The organism is Actinoplanes sp. CA-030573, assembly GCF_050951115.1.
Lineage (GTDB): Bacteria > Actinomycetota > Actinomycetes > Mycobacteriales > Micromonosporaceae > Actinoplanes.
Genome location: NZ_CP192038.1, coordinates 8,188,800 through 8,205,471, shown reverse-complemented (window position 1 = coordinate 8,205,471; position 16,672 = coordinate 8,188,800). Strand labels below are relative to the sequence as shown.

The window sequence follows — 16,672 nt, the reverse complement described above, 5'->3', positions numbered from 1 at the left end:
GCGGACTCTAGGTACAACCTGTGCGCGGACTGTGGATCTTACGCGGTGGTTACACCCGAATTGAGCACCCGCAGGGCGGCCCGGACCGTCTCGGCCATCGCGATGCGCGCCGAGGCCAGGTAGCGCCGCGGGTCGACGAGATCAGGCTGCTCGCCGAGCGCCGAGCGGACCGTCCCGGTGAACGCGGTGTTCAGCGCCGTCCCGATGTTGATCTTCGCCATCCCGCCCCGGACCGCCTCGCGCAGTTCCTCGTCCGGCACACCCGACGAGCCGTGCAGCACCAGCGGCACCGGCACGGCGACGGCGAGCCGGCCGATCAGGTCGTGGTCGAGCCGGGCGCTGCGGGTGGTCATCGCGTGCGACGAGCCGACCGCGACGGCGAGCGCGTCGACGCCGGTGGCCGCGACGAAGGCGGCGGCCTCGCCCGGGTCGGTCCGGGCGCCGAACGCATGCGCGCCGCCCTTGCCGCCGATCTCGCCGAGCTCCGATTCGACCCACAGCCCGGCGGTGCGGCATCGAGCGACGGCGGCGGCGGTGGCGGCGACATTTCCCGCGTACGGGAGGCGCGACGCGTCGTACATGACCGACCCGAACCCGTTCGGCGCCGCCTGGGCGAGTAGCTCATCCGACTCGACGTGATCGAGGTGCAGCCCGACGGGCACGTCCGCCGCCTCGGCGATGCTCCGCGCGGCGGCCGCGATCGGCGCGAGCCGGCCGTGGTGGAACCGCACGGCGTTCTCGCTGACCTGCAGGATCACCGGCAGCCCGGCGGCCTCGGCCCCGGCCACGATCGCCTCGGCGTGCTCGATGGTGATCACATTGAAGGCCCCGATCGCGGTCCGAGCCGCGGCGGCGGTGGCGACCAGGTCACCGGTGGGTGCGAACACGGGAACCTCCAGCGGAAGACGTGGCGACGGCGGCCCGGACGCGGCGGTAGACCCCGGGATCGAAGGCGCCGGCCACCGGCGCGGCGACGGCGGCGGCGGACAGCGCCACGGCGTCGGCGAGCAGGCCGGGCCACGGCGTGTGGTCGCGCAGGCCACGGGCGAGCGCGGCGACGCACGCATCGCCGGCGCCGGTGGGGTTGCCGTCGATCGGTTCGGGTGGGACGCACTCCCAGACGTGCTCACCGTCCACCGCCAGCAACCCGGCCGCGCCGCGCGAGACGACCACCGGGCCGGCGGCCAGCGAGCGCACCGCATCGGCGAGCCGCAGCGGCCCGGCCCGGCGTCCGCCCCTCGGCCCGGCGCCATCGCCCGGCGCGGAAGAAGGCGGTGCGGAAGAAGGCGGCGCGGAAGAAGGCGGCGCGAAAGCAGGAAGCAGGGCGGCGAGCTCGTCGGCGTTCGGCTTGGCGATGGACGGCGTCGCGCGCAGGCCGGCGCGCAGGGCGGGGCCGCTGGTGTCGAGGACCGTCGGCACGCCGGCCGCCGTGGCCAGGGCGATCAGGGAGGCGTACCCGTCGATCGGCACGCCCGGCGGAAGCGAACCGCTCAGCGCGACCACCGTCGCCGGGCCCAGCAGCTCCCGGAACTCGGCGAGGAACAGCGACCACTCGGCGCCGGTCACCCGCGGGCCGGGCTCCCAGAAGCCGGTGGCGTCGCCCCGATCGACCACCGCGACCGTACGCCGCGTCTCGCCGGCGATGCGCACGAAGCTCGACCGCACCCCTTCGTCGGCGAGCAGGCCGGCCACTCGATCGCCGGTGGCGCCGCCGAGCAGTCCGGTCGCGAGCACCGGCTCGCCCAGCGCCTGCAGCACGCGGGCGACGTTCAGGCCCTTGCCGCCGGGGCGCTCGGCCACCGTGACGACCCGGTGCGTGCCGTGCGGCACCAGCGCGTCGACCGCGTAGGTGAGGTCGAGCGCCGGGTTCAGCGTGACGGTGACGATCATGACGAGGCTCCGGAAAGGATCTGCCCCGCCTCGGACCCGGGAACGGCCCTGGCGACCCTGACTGCCGGACTGGATACCGGCTGGGCTCGATCGCGTCGCACTCGATTCCAACTGATCGAACGCGCAGGTGTCAATAGCCGATCATGCGCGTATCGTGCTTGCGGATTGTTCATATGGACAGCGGAGGCGGCCGTGGCCGAGTTCGACGTTCTCGTGGTCGGTGACGCCAACCCCGACCTGTTGCTGCGCGGCGACGTGCGCCCCCGCTTCGGCCAGGCCGAGCAGCTGCTGACCGCCGCCGATCTGGTGCTGGGCGGTTCGGCGGCGATCACCGCGGTCGGCTGCGCCAAGCTCGGCTTGCGTACGGCGTTGCTCGCGGCCGTGGGCGACGACGTCTTCGGCGGCCTGGTCCGGGCCGAGCTCGACCGGGCCGGTGTCACGCTGCTGACCGCCGACCCGCACGGCGCACCGACCGGCATCACGGTCGTGCTGTCCGAGAAGGACGACCGCGGCATGCTGACCCTGCTCGGCACGATCAACGCCCTGCGCCCCGGCGACGTCACCGACGAGCTGCTGTCCCGGGCCCGGCACCTGCACGTCGCCTCGATGTACCTGCAGCCGGCGCTGGCCGCCGGCCTGGCCGGCGTGATGAGCCGGGCCCGGCGGCAGGGCCTGACCACGTCCCTCGACACCAACTGGGACCCGGCCGGGAAGTGGGAGTCGATCACCGAGGTCCTGGCGCACACGGACGTCTTCCTCCCCAACGCGAACGAGCTGCGGGCGATAGCCGGAGTCGACGACACCGATGAAGCAGCCAAAATCCTGATGAAAACCGGCGGCACGGTCGTGATGAAGGACGGCGCCGAGGGAGGGCGGGCGTGGTGGCCGGGTGACGGCTCGTCCGAGACGCCGGGCGGTGACTCAGGCGTCGCGTCGTGCGCGGCGCCGGGGTTGGCGGTCGACGTGGTGGACACGACCGGCGCGGGCGACAGCTTCAACGCCGGCTTCCTCGCCGCCCGGCTCAGCGGGAAAGACATGCCGGAGTCGCTGCGCTGGGCCGCGGTCGCCGGCTCGCTGAGCACCCGCGCCCCCGGCGGCACGGGCGCCCAGGCGACGCGGGCGGACCTCGCGGACTGACTGCCGCTCAGCCTCCGCCTACTCAACCCCACCCGTTGCGGGTGGGGTTGAGTAAAGCGACCGGGTACGACAGAAACACATGGCCGTCCACAACCCTCAGCCCTTGATGCCGGTGAAGGTCATGGTGGCGATGAACTTCCGCTGGGCGAACAGGAACGCCAGGATCAGAGGCATCGTCGCCAGCACGTTGCCGGCCATCAGCTGCGACCACTCGGTGCGGCGCATGCCCTGGAAGTTGGCCAGCCCGACCTGCAGCGTGAAGCGCGTGTCATCGGAGATGGCGACCAGCGGCCACAGCAGGTCGTTCCAGCTCCACAGCAACGTGATGATGGCCAGGGTGGTCAGGGCGGGGCGGGCGAGCGGCAGCACGATGCTGCGGAACGTGCGCCACCGGCCGCAGCCGTCGATCAGGGCGGCCTCCTCCAGCTCGACCGGCAGGCCGAGGAAGAACTGCCGCATGAGGAAGATGCCGAAGGCCGAGGCCAGCCACGGCACGAAGGCGGCGGCCAGGGTGTCGACGATGCCGATCCGGGCGAACATCAGGTACGTCGGGATCATCAGCAGCTGGATCGGGATCATCACGGTCGCCAGGATCAGCACGAAGGCCAGGCCGCGGCCGGCGAACTTGAGGCGGGCGAAGCCGTAGCCGGCCATCGAGCACAGGACCAGGTGGGCGACCACCGCGACGCCCGAGACGATGACCGTGTTGGCGAACCAGCGCAGCGCGTGGGTCTCGGCGAACAGGTGGCGGTAGCCCTCCAGGTGCAGGCTGGTCGGGATCAGCTTGGGCGGGAACTGGTTGATCTCGGCGCTGCTCATGAACGAGGTGAGCAGCATCTGCACCAGCGGCAGCACGAAGATCAGGGCGAGCGGCATCAGCAGCAGGTGCCACGGGCTGAACGGAAGACGCCAACGCATGATCAGAACACCTCCGAGCCGCGGCGCCGGCCGTAGAGGATCACGGCCAGGCTGAGCACCAGGGTCGCGATGAACAACAGGTACGCGGCCGCCGCCCCGTACCCCAGTCGCTGGGTTTGGAAGGCCAGCTCGTAGATGTAGTAGACGATGGTCTGGGTGCTGTTCAGCGGCCCGCCGCGGGTGGTGGTGTAGACCAGGTCGAACAGCTGCATCGCGGTGATCGTCTGCCAGACGGCCACGAACACCGTGACCGGCCGCAGCTCGGGCAGCGTGACGTGGCGGAAGACCTTCCATTTCGAGGCGCCGTCGACCACCGCCGCCTCGACCAGCTCGCGCGGGATGTCCTGCAGCGCGGCCAGGTAGATGACGGTGGTGAAGCCGACCTCGCCCCAGAGCAGGATCAGGCAGATGATGTAGAGCGCCTGGTGCCGGCTCTCCAGAAACTGCTGCTGCGGCAGCCCGAGGTGGCGCAGGATGTCGTTGGCCGCGCCGAACTGGGGGTTGAAGACGAAGCCGGCCAGGATTCCGGTGGCCGCGGCCGACGCCACGTACGGGACGAAGATGCAGGTGCGGTAGAAGCCGATCAGCCTGATCTTCTGGTTGAGCGCGACCGCGATGAGGATGCCCAGCGCGATCGAGCCGGGCACGAAGATCGCGGTGAGGATCAGCGTGTGCCGGGTTGCCGCGATCATGTCCGGGTCCTGGACCAGCTGCTGGTAGTTGCGCCAGCCGACCGGAACGCCGGGCGAGATGCCGTTCCACTTGGCCCGGGAGATGAAGAACGCCCAGATCGCGGGGAAGACCGAGAGGCCGACGACGATCACGGTGGCCGGGCCGGCGAACGCCCAGCCGGTGAGGTTGCGGCGCAGGCGGCGGGGCCCGCGGCGAGGCGGAGCAGCAGCCTGGGTACGCGGCGTGGCCGCGAACGTGACGGCCATCAGGAGCCGATCGAGTTGGCCGACTTCTTGGCCGCCTCGTCCAGCGCCGCCTTCGGCTCGGCCTGACCCTGCAGCACCTTCGCGATCGCGTCGCCGACGTTGCGGGACATCTCCTCGTAGCCGGGCAGCGTGGGCCGGGCCTGCTTGGCGTTGGCCAGGTTGTCGAAGAACTTCTGGCCGCCCGGGTACTCCTTGACGTAGTTCGCGAACTCGGGGGAGTCCTTCTCGGTCGTACGCAAGGGAAGGTTGCCGACCGCGAGGTTCCACTTCGGATCGATCTCGGCGCTGGTCAGCCACTTGGCGAAGTCGCGCGTGGCGCCGGCCCGGTTCACGTCCTGATGGTCGAAGAGCACCCACAGGTCGGGACCGGAGACGGTCTGATGGTCGCCGTTGTAGCCGGGCAGGTCGACCACGCCGTAGACGAGCTTGGCCTCCTTGAGCTCGAGCAGCGCCCACGGCCCGGAGAGCATCATGCCGATGTGCCCGCTGTTGAACAGGGGCGCGTACTTCTCGTCGGTCTGGTCCAGGTACATCGACTTGTCGTCGACGGCGATCTGGCGCAGCGTCTCGAGCGCGGCCACCCCGGCGTCGGAGTTGAAGGCCGGCTTGTTCCCGTCGAGGATCTTGCCGCCGTGCTGCCAGAGCATCGGCCACAGGTGCCAGGTGGTGTCCTCGCTGCCGGAGACCGAGTACGCGGTGCCGTACTGGTTCGTCGACTTGTCGGTCAGCTTCTTTGCCGCCGCCCGGAAGTCGTCCCACGACCAGTTGTCGGTCGGGTAGGCCAGTCCGGCCTTGTCGAACAGCTTCTTGTTGTAGATCAGGGCCAGGTTGTCGACCAACGCCGGGATGCCGATGACCTTGCCGTTGGTCGTCGCCACCTCGCGAGCCGCGGCCGGCATCTCGTTCCATTGGAAGGACGGGTCATTGACGTACGAGGTGAGGTCCTGCGCCTTGCCGCTCGCGCCGAGATCACCCGCCCAGTTCCCGTACGCGTACGAGATGTCGGGGTAGCTCCCGGCCGTGAAGCCGGCGGAGAGCTTGGTCAGCAGGTCGTCGGTGGTCGGCGCGCCGGGCGAGACCTTGATCGTCACGTTCGGATGGGCGGTGTGGTACTCGGCGGCCAGCTGCTCGGCCACTTTCTCCTGCTCTTGCGGCTGTCCGGTCCACCAGGTGATCTCGACGTTCGCCTTCGGGTCGTAGCCCGCGGCGGCGTCCTTGCCGTCATCGGTCGTTCCGCCCATGCAGGCGGAGAGCACCAGAGCGGCGCCGGCGCCGCTAGCCAGCAGCCGGAACGCCCGGCCGCACCGAAGGGATGTCATGGTCAAGCACCTCGATGTTCGTCTCGGGTGGACTCAGGGGGTCAGCACGACGGATCGGGTGAGCAGCCGGGGCTGGTCGGGGTCGAGACCGCGGTGGGCGGCCAGCGCGAGCGCGAAGCGCTGGGCGAGCACCAGCTGGGCGAGAGGATCCAGGCGGTTCCGGTACGCGATGGCGCCCGCGGCCCGGGCGACCTCGTCCAACTCGGGATCGGTGTCGCCGAGCGACCAGACCAGCGAGCGGGGCCCGGCCACGGCGACCGGGCCGTGCCGGAAGTCCTTGGCCGGGTAGGACTCCGAGTGGGCCTGGGCCGCCTCACGCACCTTGAGCGCGGCCTCGTTGGCGAGCCCGAACGTCCAGCCGGTGCCGAGGAAGACCAGGTGGTCGACGCCGGCCGGGTCGGCGGGCAGCGCCTGGGTCAGCGCCGCCCGGCCGTCGGCCACGACCGGTTCGAGGCTCTCCCCGAACGCGTGCCGGGCCAGCGCCAGCGTGGTGGTGGGAAAGCGGGTCTGCACGACGCTGCGCTCGTCGGCGAAGTCGAGGACGAGCTGAGCGTTCGTGAGGCCGTCGACCGGCTCGCCGCGGACCGCGGTGATCGCGACGGTGCGGGTCGACGGCGGAATCAGGCGGAGCACCTCGAGCACCTCGGTCGAGGTGCCGGAGCGGGTGACCGCGACGATCCGGTCGTAGCGCCGGCGGGGCGCGAACTCCGAGGCGCAGATCGCGTCCGTCTCCCCGAAGCCCGCTCGCTCGCGCAGCTCGGCCAGGCTCTGCGCGACGAACCACGAGGTGCCGCAGCCGAGCACGAGCATCCGCTCGCCGGGGGCGATCAGCTCGTCCTGGGCCTGGCCGGTGAGGGCCAGGCTCTGCAGCCAGACGTCCGGCTGGCTGGCGATCTCGGCCGCGGTGTCATTCATGTTCGAGGATTATGCTCGTTTGCGCTCGCTTCACAAGATGTGCGCATCAAACGAACAGTCCAGAGTGCGCGGTCTAGCGGAGGGCTTCCGGCATCAGGTCGCCGTGGGCCGCGGTCAGCTCGTCGCAGAGCTCCCAGATCTGGTCGACGGTGAGCGTGGCGGCGGTGTTCGGGTCGACCATGGCCGCCTGCCGCACCATCCGCTTGTCGCCGGTGATCGCGGCCTGCACGGTCAGCTGGCCCACGCTCACGAAGCTCCGGTTCAGGGCGGCGCACGGGGCCGGCAGGTCGCCGACGCGTTCCGGCCGCACGCCGAGCCGGTCGACCACGCACGGCACCTCAACCGCGTAGCCGTCCGGCAGGTTGCTGATCAGGCCGCGGTTGGCGACGTTGCCGTGGATCCGGCGCATGGTGCCGGTGACCATGCTGTGGATGACCTGCGGCGCGTACTCGGTGGCCTCGCGGGTGAGGTCGAGTTTCTCTCCGCGTCGCAGGGAATCGCGCGTGTTCTCGTACTCGGCGACGTTCTCGGCGCTGATCCGCAGGTAGTCGCCGACCGGGATGCGCAGGCGGGCGATCTCCTCGTCGTGGTGCAGGTACCAGGGGACGTACTCGGAGGAGTGCTCGCTGGTCTCGGTCGGGAAGTAGCCGAGCCGGCGGTACATGTCCATGCGTACCCGGCGGCGTAGCTCGGGGTCGCGGTCGAGCAACTCGTCCAGCTTCGGATAGAGGGATTCGCCGCGGTGCTCGAACCGCAGCAGCCAGGCCTGGTGGTTGACGCCGGCGCCCAGGTAGTCGATCTCGTCGAGCGGCACGTCCAGCAGCTGCGCGAGATCGTGCACGGTCCAGAAGACGGAATGGCAGAGCCCGACGGCTTTCACGGACGGTGCGACGGCGGCCAGATAGGCGACGTTCATCGCCATCGGGTTGGTGTAGTTCAGCAGCCAGGCGCCGGGGCAGACCTCGGTCATGTCCCGCGCGATGCCGTCCAGGACCGGGAAGGTCCGCAGTGCTCGGAAGATGCCGCCGACCCCGAGCGTGTCGGCGATCGTCTGCCGCAGGCCGTACCTGGCCGGGATCTCGAAGTCGCGCACGGTCGCCGCGTACATTCCGACCTGGATCGAGTTGATGACGAAGTCGGCGCCCTCGAGCGCCCGCCGCCGGTCGAGGCTCGTGGTGATCACCGGACGGCAGCCGAGCTGGTCGGCGGTGCGCCGGGCGATCGCCTCGGCCGTCTCCAGCCGCTCGGCGTCGATGTCGTGCAGGGCCAGCGTCACGTCGCGCAGCTCGTCGAAGGAGAGGATGTCGGCCAGCAGCTCGCGCGTGAAGACGACGCTGCCCGCGCCCAGGAAGGCGATCACTGTCATGGCCGGATTCTTGGCTTCGCGTCAGGACCGCGCAATACCAACTGGTGTATCGCTTGGAAACGAACTACATTGACTGCGCGTTTGATCAATACCGTTAAGAGGCACCATGAGTTCCCTACGCCGGGCCGACCGGGTGTCGGCCATCCTCGAGCGCGTCGCCAGCCACGGCTCGGTCGACGCCGGCCACCTCGCCGACGAGTTCCGGGTCTCGCCGGCCACCATCCGCCGCGACCTGCAGGTGCTCGAGGACCAGCGGCTGCTGTCGCGCACCCACGGCGGCGCGGTCGCCGTCGACGTCGCCTACGAGCTGCCCGTGCGCTATCGGGTCGGCCAGCACCGCGAGGAGAAGGCGCTGGTCGCCAAGACCGTCGCCGACCTGCTGCCGCGCGGCCCGCTCACCCTCGGCCTGACCGGCGGCACCACCACCCACCTGCTGGCCCGGCTGCTGGCCGAGCGGGTCGACCTGACCGTGGTCACCAACGCGCTTAACATCGCGGCCGAGCTGGCCCTGCGGCCCCGGCTCAAGCTGATCATGACGGGCGGCGTGTCCCGCACCCAGTCGTACGAGCTGGTCGGTCCCATCGCCGACCAGGCACTCAAGGGTCTCAACATGGCGGTCGCGGTGGTCGGCGTCGACGGGATCAGCGCCCGGGGCGGCCTCACCACACACGACGAGATCGAGGCGAACACCAACGCCACGATGATCCGCCGGGCCGACCGGGTGATCGTGGTGGCCGACGGCTCCAAGGTGGGCAAGGTCTGCCTGGCCGGGATCTGCCCGGTCACCGACGTCTCCGCGTTGGTCACCGATGCGAGTGCCGACCCGGCAGGCGTCGAGGCGATCCGCCGAACGGGCACCGAGGTGATCGTCGCCGGCACCTAATATCGGCCGCATGTATACCGCCCGGCTGTCCCGCCGCTGGCGCGTGATCTTCACGGTCGCGTCGGTGGCGGCGTCGGCACCGGTCCTCGCCGTTGCGCCGGGGACGATCAAGGTGCTCGCCGCGGCGCTGATCGTCGTGCAGGCCGCCGCGGTGTGGTGGCTCGACGAGCGTCCGGCCCTCGGCACGGCGGTCGTGCTCCTGGTCAGCGGCGCGTTCCAGCTGATGGTCCCGTCGTTCGGCCCCGGCATCGCGTTCGTCGTTCTCTGCACGTACGCATGGCTGCGTCCCGCGGGCGAGACGCTCTGGATCCTCGGGCTGGCCGTGCTCACCGTGTGCGGGCCGCCGCTGGCTGACCAGCGCTGGGTCGCGGCGGCGCTGTGGCTCGGCGCGGTCCTGCTCGCCTGGAGCTGGGGCGCGCTGGTGCGGGCGCGCGGCGAGCGGCGGGTGGCCGAGCGGCGGCAGGCGGTGCTCGAGGAACGGGCCCGGATCGCCCGCGACCTGCACGACATCCTGTCCCACACGGTGTCGGTGATGGTGGTGCAGGCGGCCGCGGCCGACGACGTCTTCGAGTCGAACCCGGCGCGGGCCCGGGAGGCGCTGCGGCGTACCGAGGAGGCGGGCCGGCAGGCGCTCGCCGAGCTGCGCGGTTTCCTGCGCACGGTGCGCGCCGAGAACGAGGATGACGCGGCGCCGCAGCCGACACTGGCCGATGTGGACCGCCTGGCGGCGTCGATGAACGAGTCGGGCCTGCGGGTGACCGTGCGGCGCGAGGGCGCGTGGGGCGAGGTGCCGCTCGGGGTGCAGGTCGGCGCGTACCGGATCGTTCAGGAGGCACTGACCAATACGCTGCGGCATGCGCGGGCCTCGACGGCCGAGGTGCTGGTGCGGATCGACGAGGCGGAGGTGCGGGTGCGGGTGCGCGACGACGGACGCGGCGGTGACGGGCGGAGCTCCGGCGCGGGCCACGGGCTGGCCGGCATGCGGGAGCGGGCCGAGCTGCTGGGCGGCGCGCTCGCGGCGGGACCGCGGGCGGACGGTGTCGGCTTCGAGGTGGACGCGCATCTTCCCGTACGGGCGGAATCGTGACCATCAAGGTGCTGATCGCCGACGACCAGGCCCTCGTGCGCTCGGGGTTCCGCATGATCCTGGAGTCCCGTGACGACCTCGAGGTGGTCGGCGAGGCGAGCGACGGCGAGCAGGCGATCCGGGTCGCCGGGCAGACCCGCCCGGACGTGGTCCTGATGGACGTGCGGATGCCGGGGCTCGACGGCGTCGCGGCCACGGCCCGGCTGACCGCGGCCGCCGATCCGCCCAAGGTGATCATCCTGACCACGTACGACCTGGAGGAGCCCCTGTACGCCGCGCTGCGGGCCGGCGCCAGCGGCTTCCTGCTCAAGGACGTGCGCCCGGCCGACCTGGTCGAGGCGATCCGGGTGGTGGCCGGCGGCGACGCCCTGCTCGCGCCGACCGCGACCCGCAAGCTGCTCGACCGTTTCCTGGTCACCGACGTGACGCCGGCCGCGCCGTCGGGTGTCGTCGACCGGCTGACCGAACGCGAGCGTGAGGTGCTGACGCTGCTGGCCCGGGGCTCGTCCAACGCCGAGATCGCCGAACGGCTGGTGGTCACCGAGGCGACCGTCAAGACCCACGTCTCGGCCATCCTGCGCAAACTCGGGGTGCGCGATCGGGTGCAGGCGGTCGTTCTCGCGTACGACCTGGGCCTGGTCCGCCCCCGACCCTCCTCCTGAAGTCGTAGACGCAGGACCCGTCTCGCGCCGGACGCTCGCGGCCGGCCGAGTTCCTACCGTCGGTTCATGACCTCTCCGCAGCAGCTCAAGGCCATCCGCCTCGTCGTGGCGCTGCTCGTCGCCGGCATCGCCACCAGCCTCGCCTTCACCGCTCTGGCCCTGGCCACGCACGCCGCCGAGCTCGGGACCGATCAGATCCTGATCCCCCTGGTGGCGATCCTGTACGTGTGGGTGATCCGCCGCCTCCGAGCCGGCTCGCGCGGCGCCTACCGCCGGGTCCGGATCGTCTCGGTCGCCGGCTTCGCCGCCGTGGCCTGGCAACTGGTCGCGGGCACGTACCCGCTATGGCTGCGCCCGATCGAGGGCGTCCAGCTGGCGTTGCTGGCCGCCCTGGTCGTGGCGGTCAACCGGCCGATCGTGCGGTCGGCGTTCCCGCCGGTGCCGGACCGCCGCCCGCGCCACCGCCGCGCCGCGCTCGCCCTGGTCGTGCTCGCGCCGGTGGTCGCCGAGATCACGCTGGGCACGGTGTCCCTGCGCGAGGCCTGGGTCTGGCCGATCTTCGTGCCGATCTACGGCGCCGGCGCCCTCTTCCTCCGCGAGATCGTCCGCCGCACCGGCGGCGGCCTCGGCCACCTGCTGATCGCCGGCGTCGCCTACGGCCTGGTCGAGGAGGGCTTGGCGCTGCAGAGCCTGACCAGCCCGCACCTGTACGACGCGGCCTCGTGGGCGCCCCGGCTGCTCGGCGTGAACACCGCCTACACCGAGCTCAACCTGATCTACCACCCGGTCTTCAGCGTCCTGATCCCGGTGATCCTGGTCGAGTCTCTCTTCGCGGCCCACGGCCGGGCGCCGTACCTGCGGCGCGGCGGCCTGATCACGACCGGAATCGTCGCCCTGCTCGGCGCGGCTCTGCTGAGGCTGACCGTCCCGCCGAACGAGGACCCCGGCTACGTCATGCCGGTGGCCGCCATCGTGATCGTCGCCGCGCTGGCCGCCGCGGCCCTGGTCCTGTCCCTGCGGTTGCGCCTCCGGCCGGCCGCTCGTATCACCCCACTCGCGCCGCCGGTGCTGGCTGTTTCCTCGGCCGTGGCGACTTTCGGGTTCTTCGCGATGCTCTGGCCGTTCGGCGCGGCCCATCGCCCGCTCTTCACCCACGGCGCCTGGACCCTGCTCCCGATGACCGGCGCGGCCCTCATCGTCGCCGCCGCTCTCCACGCCGGCCGGGTCTTCCGCTGGACACCCCGTCACCTGGTCGCGGCGAGCTTCGGCGCCCTGGTCGCGCACACCTTGTTCGGCTTAGTCAGCAACGCGGAGACGCTCGCCGACCGCCTGTTCCTCGGCGGCATCGCGATGCTTACGCTGCTGGTCGGCGTCGTCCTCGTTCGTCGCGAGCCCCGGGCCGGGCGCGAGCTTTTCGCCGGGCGCGAGCCTGTGGCCAGGCGCGAGCTTCAGGCCGGGTGCGAGCTTCAGGCCGGGCGCGAGCCTCTGCCCGGGCGCGAGCTTCAGGCCGGGCGCGAGCCTTTGACTCGGTGCGAGCCGGCGGCCGAGGCGCTGGCCGGGGAGCTCGATGTAGCGGTGCGCGAGCCAGGACAACCCGAGGAGCAGCCCCAGGAAGCCGGCCACCGCGAACAGCTCGACCGGGCCTCGAAGTCGATCGCCTAGCGTGGTCAGCGCCGGCGCGAGCAGGCCGATCAGCGGCACGTGGATCAGGTAGATCGAATAGCTGATCACGCCGACCCAGGCCAGCCGGCGCGGCACCCGGCGATGGCGGCAGGCCATGCCGATCGCGAAGGACCCGCCGATGACCAGCAGCGTGATCACCGACCGGGCCATGTACCGGGGTGTGAGGGCGTGCAGCGACACCAGCTCGGCGAACCAGTTCACGAGCAGCGCCGCCGCCACCACTCCGGCCGCCGCCGCCGCCCGATATTTCGGTATTTGACGGTTCTCGGCTCGGTAAATGGTCGTGCCCACGAACATCACGGCCGGGATGAGCAGGCCGTCCCACACGTGCGACCGGTCCTGGCCGGCGACCAGCAGCGTCCCGGCCAGGGCCAGCAGCACCACCGCTCCGGCGATCATGGCGAGCCGGCGGCGGGAGACCAGGGCCACGAGCCCGGCCGCCAGCATGACGGCGACCAGGAGCGGCGGCGCGGCGATCGCGTGCGCGGAGAGCGGGGCGAGCACCACGCCCGCCACGGCCAGCACGATCGCGGCCGTGGCGCTGGACCGGTGCCAGTTCAGGGCGAACAGCGCGGCGACGACAAGATAGAACGCCATCTCGAAGCCGAGCGTCCAGACGACCGGCGTCACCAGCGGCGCGCCGAGCAGCTGGGGGAGCATCGTCAGGTGGGCGATCATCTGTCCGCCGGTCAACGGCACCGGCATCGCCACCGCCACCGCCGCGCAGACGACCAGGTAGAGCGGGTAGAGCCGGGCCAGCCGGCCGATCCAGAACCGGCGCAGGTCGCCGTGCCGCTCCAGCGACGCCGGGATGATGTAGCCGCTCACGAGGAAGAACAGCATCACCCCGGCCGGGCCGGCATGCAGCCACTCGGCACTGACGTCCCGGGCGCCGCGCAGCAGGTAGTGGCTCAGATGCGCATAGACGACCAGCAGCGCGGCGACGGCGCGCAACGCGTCCAGCCACGCCATCCTCCGCGGCGGAGCGTCAGGCATTGGCGAAGGGTACTCGCGATCGCGACGGCGCCCACCGGTCAATGGAACGAGACGGCGTGCTCCATCTCCGCGTCGTAGCGCAGCCAGCGGCCCTTGCCGGCCGACTTCGCCGCGTACATCGCCATATCGGCGCGGCGCATCAGCGACCCGACTTCATCGCCCGGCCGAGCCCCGGCGGCGCCGATGCTGGCCTGGGCGCAGACCGGGGCGCCCGCCAGCTCGACGGGCCGGGCCAGCGCGTCCAGGATGCGCTGCGCCGTCTGCTCGGTCTCGGCGGGCGGGCAGCCGTACAGCAGGATCGCGAACTCGTCCCCACCCAGCCGGGCCGCCACATCGCCGTCGCGCAGCGCGGCGCGCATCTTGTCCGCCACCGAGACCAGCAGGGCATCGCCGGCCGCATGGCCGAGCGTGTCGTTGACGCCCTTGAACCCGTCGAGGTCGACGAGCAGAACCGAAACCCCCTCCGTGCCCGGCGCATCCAGCGCCGCCGCCAGCTGGTCGTGAAAATGGTTGCGGTTGGCCAGGCCGGTCAGGCCGTCGGTCTCGGTCTGGCGGCGCAGCCGGGCCTCGTGCTCGCGCAGTCGCTTGATCAGGTCGGTGTTGTCGTGGAACGCGGCCAACTGCCGGCCGGCCACCAGCGCGCAGATCAGCCCGAGGCCCACGACCACGCCCCACATGCGCGCGCTCACCCCGTCGGGCATGATCACGATCAGGGTGACAAAGGCGATGACGATCGACCCGTACGGCAGGAGGCTGTATGGCTTGCGTCGGCGCTCGCCGAACGGCACCGGGTCGAACCGCGCGATGATCTCCTGGGTCCGCGGTCCGAGGGCGATGAGCAGCGACGGCATCAGCCGCACCACGTAGACGTAGGCCGGCAGCGCCTCGACCGTGGGCGGGGCGATGAAGAGCCCGATCAGCGTGAACCCGGCCGACGAGATCATCGAAATGGCCGCCGACTTCCGCATCGGCGCGTTCCCGCTCAGGATCATCTTCACGGCGGCGAAGGTTGAGGTGACGGCCACGGCCGAGGCGCCGAGCGTGGACAGGATGTCGGTGCGGCTGGCCTGACCGGGCTGAACCGCGAAGCTCCAGGCGATGACCGCGCCGCCGACCAGCACGGTCGCCGAGTCGAGCCAGAACGCCAGCCGCTCGCGTCCGGAGCGGCCCGGATGCGGGTGCACGAGCATGGCGATGACGATCGCGGCCAGCCCGACCATGAAGCAGGCCGACTGCACTATCCCGCCGGTCGTCGACCAGATGCCCGGCCCCATAGCGAAGACGAGCACGGTCTGGAACGAGTCGCCCACCAGGAACAGCGATCCGACGGTCCCGAGCACCGCCCAGAACCGGCGGGTCGGGCCGGTGGCAATCCGGAAAACCCGCCAGGACGAGTACGCGAGGAGCCCGTCCAGTGGCAGCTGAAAGAACCAGAAGGTCCGGACCTGCCAGGTCGTGCCGGCCAAACAGAACAGGATCGCTGCCACGGCGGTCCAGGCCACGGCGCCGATGAGCACCGGGTCCTTGCGCAGCGCGGGAGCCTCCACGGCGGTTCTGATCGACCGGCCGGCCGCGGACATGAGCGCGTACCGGCACAAGTCTCGCCCCGACCGGCGTGGCCTGCGGCTCAGCCGAGCGCATCGGAATTAGTGAAGCGTTATTGTGACCGCATGCGTGCACGTCTCTCGGATATCGCCCGGCAGGCGGGCGTCAGCGAGGCGACGGTGTCGCGCGTCCTCAACGACCGCCCCGGCGTCTCGGCCGACACCCGCCAGGCCGTCCTCACCGCGCTCGACGTCCTCGGCTACGAGCGTCCCGAGCGCCTCCACAAGCGCAGCGCCGGCCTGGTCGGCCTGATCGTCCCCGAGCTGGAGAACCCGATCTTCCCGGCGTTCGCCCAGATCATCGAGTCGGCGCTGGCCCAGACCGGCTACACGCCCGTGCTGTGCACACAGACCCCCGGCGGCGTCACCGAGGACGAATATCTCGAGATGCTCCTCGACCGGCAGGTCAGCGGCATCGTCTTCGTGGCCGGCCTGCACGCCGACACGACCGCCGACCACGAGCGCTACCAGCGCCTGATCGACCGCCCGATGCCGATCGTCTTCGTGAACGGTTTCGCCGAGGGCATCGCGGCCCCCTTCATCTCCTGCGACGACAAGCAGGCCGCCGAGTCGGCCGTGGCCCACCTGGCCGCGTTGGGTCACGAGCGCATCGGCTTCGTCTCCGGCCCTGAGCGGTTCCGCGCCGTCCAGCGCAAGCTCGACGGCTACCACAGCGCGATGCGCCGGCACGTGCCCTCGTACGACCATCGCGCTCCCGACGACCTGGTGGCGCTCACCCTCTTCGGCGTGGAGGGTGGCGAGGTCGCGGCCGGCCAACTGCTCGACCGCGAGGTGACCGCCCTGGTCTGCGGCTCCGACCTGATGGCCCTCGGCGCGATCCGGGCCGCACACCGCCGCGGCCTCCAGGTGCCGCGCGACCTCTCGGTGGTCGGCTTCGACGACTCCCCGCTGATCGCCTTCACCGACCCGCCGCTGACCACCTTGCGCCAGCCGGTGGCCGCCATGGGCAACGCCGCCGTCCGAGCCCTGGTCGACGAGATCAACGGCCACGCGGCGCCCCGCTCCGAATACATCTTCCCGGCCGAGCTCGTCGTCCGCGGCTCGACGGCGGCCGCACCGACCCGCCGCCTCACCAAGCCTCACGTCCCGGCGGCGTAGCGACGCCCGGCCGATTCGCCGAGCGCCGCCGCGCCGTACCCCTCCGCATCATTGGGGTCATGCGGAGGGTCGCGCTCCCGCCCTGGGGACAATGCCCGAGAACTGTCGTACCGGGCCCGCAATCTCACCCCACCCAGTGACGTGGGTGGGGTGGG

The 16,672-nt window shown here is 71.5% G+C and carries 14 protein-coding genes; 5 read left to right on the top strand and 9 right to left on the bottom strand.

Annotated features, from left to right (window positions below; genetic code table 11):
• Window positions 1–38 precede the first annotated feature (38 nt).
• Both ACQP2F_RS37760 and ACQP2F_RS37755 read right to left on the bottom strand, forming a co-directional pair.
• A complete protein-coding gene (locus ACQP2F_RS37760; protein WP_433296182.1) occupies window positions 39–887 on the bottom strand; it encodes a class II fructose-bisphosphate aldolase in 849 nt (282 codons plus the stop codon).
• The gene (locus ACQP2F_RS37755; protein ID WP_433296180.1) at window positions 868–1,890 is read right to left on the bottom strand and encodes a 1-phosphofructokinase family hexose kinase; all 1,023 of its coding nucleotides are present in this window, start codon (window positions 1,888–1,890) and stop codon (window positions 868–870) included. The genes ACQP2F_RS37760 and ACQP2F_RS37755 overlap by 20 nt, the downstream gene beginning before the upstream one ends.
• Before the next feature lie 192 nt (window positions 1,891–2,082).
• On the opposite strand from ACQP2F_RS37755, the gene ACQP2F_RS37750 reads away from it, so the two are divergent.
• Window positions 2,083–3,027 (top strand): carbohydrate kinase family protein, encoded by a 945-nt coding sequence (locus ACQP2F_RS37750; RefSeq protein WP_433296178.1) that lies wholly within the window; start codon window positions 2,083–2,085, stop codon window positions 3,025–3,027.
• A gap of 96 nt (window positions 3,028–3,123) precedes the next feature.
• Here ACQP2F_RS37750 and ACQP2F_RS37745 read toward each other — a convergent pair whose 3' ends face one another.
• From ACQP2F_RS37745 to ACQP2F_RS37725, 5 genes are all read right to left on the bottom strand, one after another.
• A complete protein-coding gene (locus ACQP2F_RS37745; protein ID WP_433296175.1) occupies window positions 3,124–3,945 on the bottom strand; it encodes a carbohydrate ABC transporter permease in 822 nt (273 codons plus the stop codon).
• Between the two features lie 2 nt (window positions 3,946–3,947).
• Window positions 3,948–4,883, bottom strand: coding sequence for a carbohydrate ABC transporter permease (locus ACQP2F_RS37740; protein WP_433296172.1), 936 nt, complete (start codon window positions 4,881–4,883; stop codon window positions 3,948–3,950).
• Window positions 4,883–6,202: an ABC transporter substrate-binding protein gene (locus ACQP2F_RS37735; RefSeq protein WP_433296170.1), complete on the bottom strand. Its 1,320-nt coding sequence runs from the start codon at window positions 6,200–6,202 to the stop codon at window positions 4,883–4,885. The genes ACQP2F_RS37740 and ACQP2F_RS37735 overlap by 1 nt, the downstream gene beginning before the upstream one ends.
• 33 nt (window positions 6,203–6,235) lie before the next feature.
• On the bottom strand, window positions 6,236–7,117 hold the full coding sequence (locus tag ACQP2F_RS37730; RefSeq protein ID WP_433296168.1) for an SIS domain-containing protein: 882 nt from the start codon (window positions 7,115–7,117) through the stop codon (window positions 6,236–6,238).
• A gap of 73 nt (window positions 7,118–7,190) precedes the next feature.
• The gene (locus ACQP2F_RS37725) at window positions 7,191–8,483 is read right to left on the bottom strand and encodes an alpha-glucosidase/alpha-galactosidase (RefSeq protein ID WP_433296166.1); all 1,293 of its coding nucleotides are present in this window, start codon (window positions 8,481–8,483) and stop codon (window positions 7,191–7,193) included.
• Between the two features lie 106 nt (window positions 8,484–8,589).
• Between ACQP2F_RS37725 and ACQP2F_RS37720 the strand changes: the two genes are divergently transcribed.
• The 3 genes from ACQP2F_RS37720 to ACQP2F_RS37710 are packed head-to-tail and all read left to right on the top strand — an operon-like array spanning window position 8,590 to window position 11,115.
• Complete coding sequence (locus ACQP2F_RS37720; protein ID WP_433296164.1) at window positions 8,590–9,366, top strand: DeoR/GlpR family DNA-binding transcription regulator; 777 nt, start codon at window positions 8,590–8,592, stop codon at window positions 9,364–9,366.
• A 10-nt stretch (window positions 9,367–9,376) separates the two neighbouring features.
• Window positions 9,377–10,453, top strand: coding sequence for a sensor histidine kinase (locus ACQP2F_RS37715; protein WP_433296162.1), 1,077 nt, complete (start codon window positions 9,377–9,379; stop codon window positions 10,451–10,453).
• Window positions 10,450–11,115, top strand: a complete 666-nt coding sequence (locus ACQP2F_RS37710) for a response regulator (protein ID WP_433296160.1) — start codon at window positions 10,450–10,452, stop codon at window positions 11,113–11,115. The genes ACQP2F_RS37715 and ACQP2F_RS37710 overlap by 4 nt, the downstream gene beginning before the upstream one ends.
• A 1,296-nt stretch (window positions 11,116–12,411) precedes the next feature.
• Here the strand turns inward: ACQP2F_RS37710 and ACQP2F_RS37705 are convergent.
• Window positions 12,412–13,794 carry an acyltransferase family protein gene (locus ACQP2F_RS37705; RefSeq protein WP_433296158.1) on the bottom strand — a complete coding sequence of 461 codons (1,383 nt, stop codon included), beginning with the start codon at window positions 13,792–13,794 and terminating at the stop codon, window positions 12,412–12,414.
• 38 nt (window positions 13,795–13,832) lie between these two features.
• A complete protein-coding gene (locus ACQP2F_RS37700; protein ID WP_433296156.1) occupies window positions 13,833–15,341 on the bottom strand; it encodes a diguanylate cyclase domain-containing protein in 1,509 nt (502 codons plus the stop codon).
• Window positions 15,342–15,464: 123 nt separating this feature from the next.
• Between ACQP2F_RS37700 and ACQP2F_RS37695 the strand changes: the two genes are divergently transcribed.
• Complete coding sequence (locus ACQP2F_RS37695; RefSeq protein WP_433296154.1) at window positions 15,465–16,517, top strand: LacI family DNA-binding transcriptional regulator; 1,053 nt, start codon at window positions 15,465–15,467, stop codon at window positions 16,515–16,517.
• Window positions 16,518–16,672 lie beyond the last annotated feature (155 nt).

Coding starts and splice junctions, on each gene's coding strand:
- ACQP2F_RS37755 (WP_433296180.1), bottom strand. CDS start 1,890: ATGATCGTCACCGTCACGCTGAACCCGGCGCTCGACCTCACCTACGCG.
- ACQP2F_RS37745 (WP_433296175.1), bottom strand. CDS start 3,945: ATGCGTTGGCGTCTTCCGTTCAGCCCGTGGCACCTGCTGCTGATGCCG.
- ACQP2F_RS37740 (WP_433296172.1), bottom strand. CDS start 4,883: ATGGCCGTCACGTTCGCGGCCACGCCGCGTACCCAGGCTGCTGCTCCG.
- ACQP2F_RS37735 (WP_433296170.1), bottom strand. CDS start 6,202: ATGACATCCCTTCGGTGCGGCCGGGCGTTCCGGCTGCTGGCTAGCGGC.
- ACQP2F_RS37730 (WP_433296168.1), bottom strand. CDS start 7,117: ATGAATGACACCGCGGCCGAGATCGCCAGCCAGCCGGACGTCTGGCTG.
- ACQP2F_RS37725 (WP_433296166.1), bottom strand. CDS start 8,483: ATGACAGTGATCGCCTTCCTGGGCGCGGGCAGCGTCGTCTTCACGCGC.
- ACQP2F_RS37720 (WP_433296164.1), top strand. CDS start 8,590: ATGAGTTCCCTACGCCGGGCCGACCGGGTGTCGGCCATCCTCGAGCGC.
- ACQP2F_RS37715 (WP_433296162.1), top strand. CDS start 9,377: ATGTATACCGCCCGGCTGTCCCGCCGCTGGCGCGTGATCTTCACGGTC.
- ACQP2F_RS37705 (WP_433296158.1), bottom strand. CDS start 13,794: ATGCCTGACGCTCCGCCGCGGAGGATGGCGTGGCTGGACGCGTTGCGC.
- ACQP2F_RS37695 (WP_433296154.1), top strand. CDS start 15,465: ATGCGTGCACGTCTCTCGGATATCGCCCGGCAGGCGGGCGTCAGCGAG.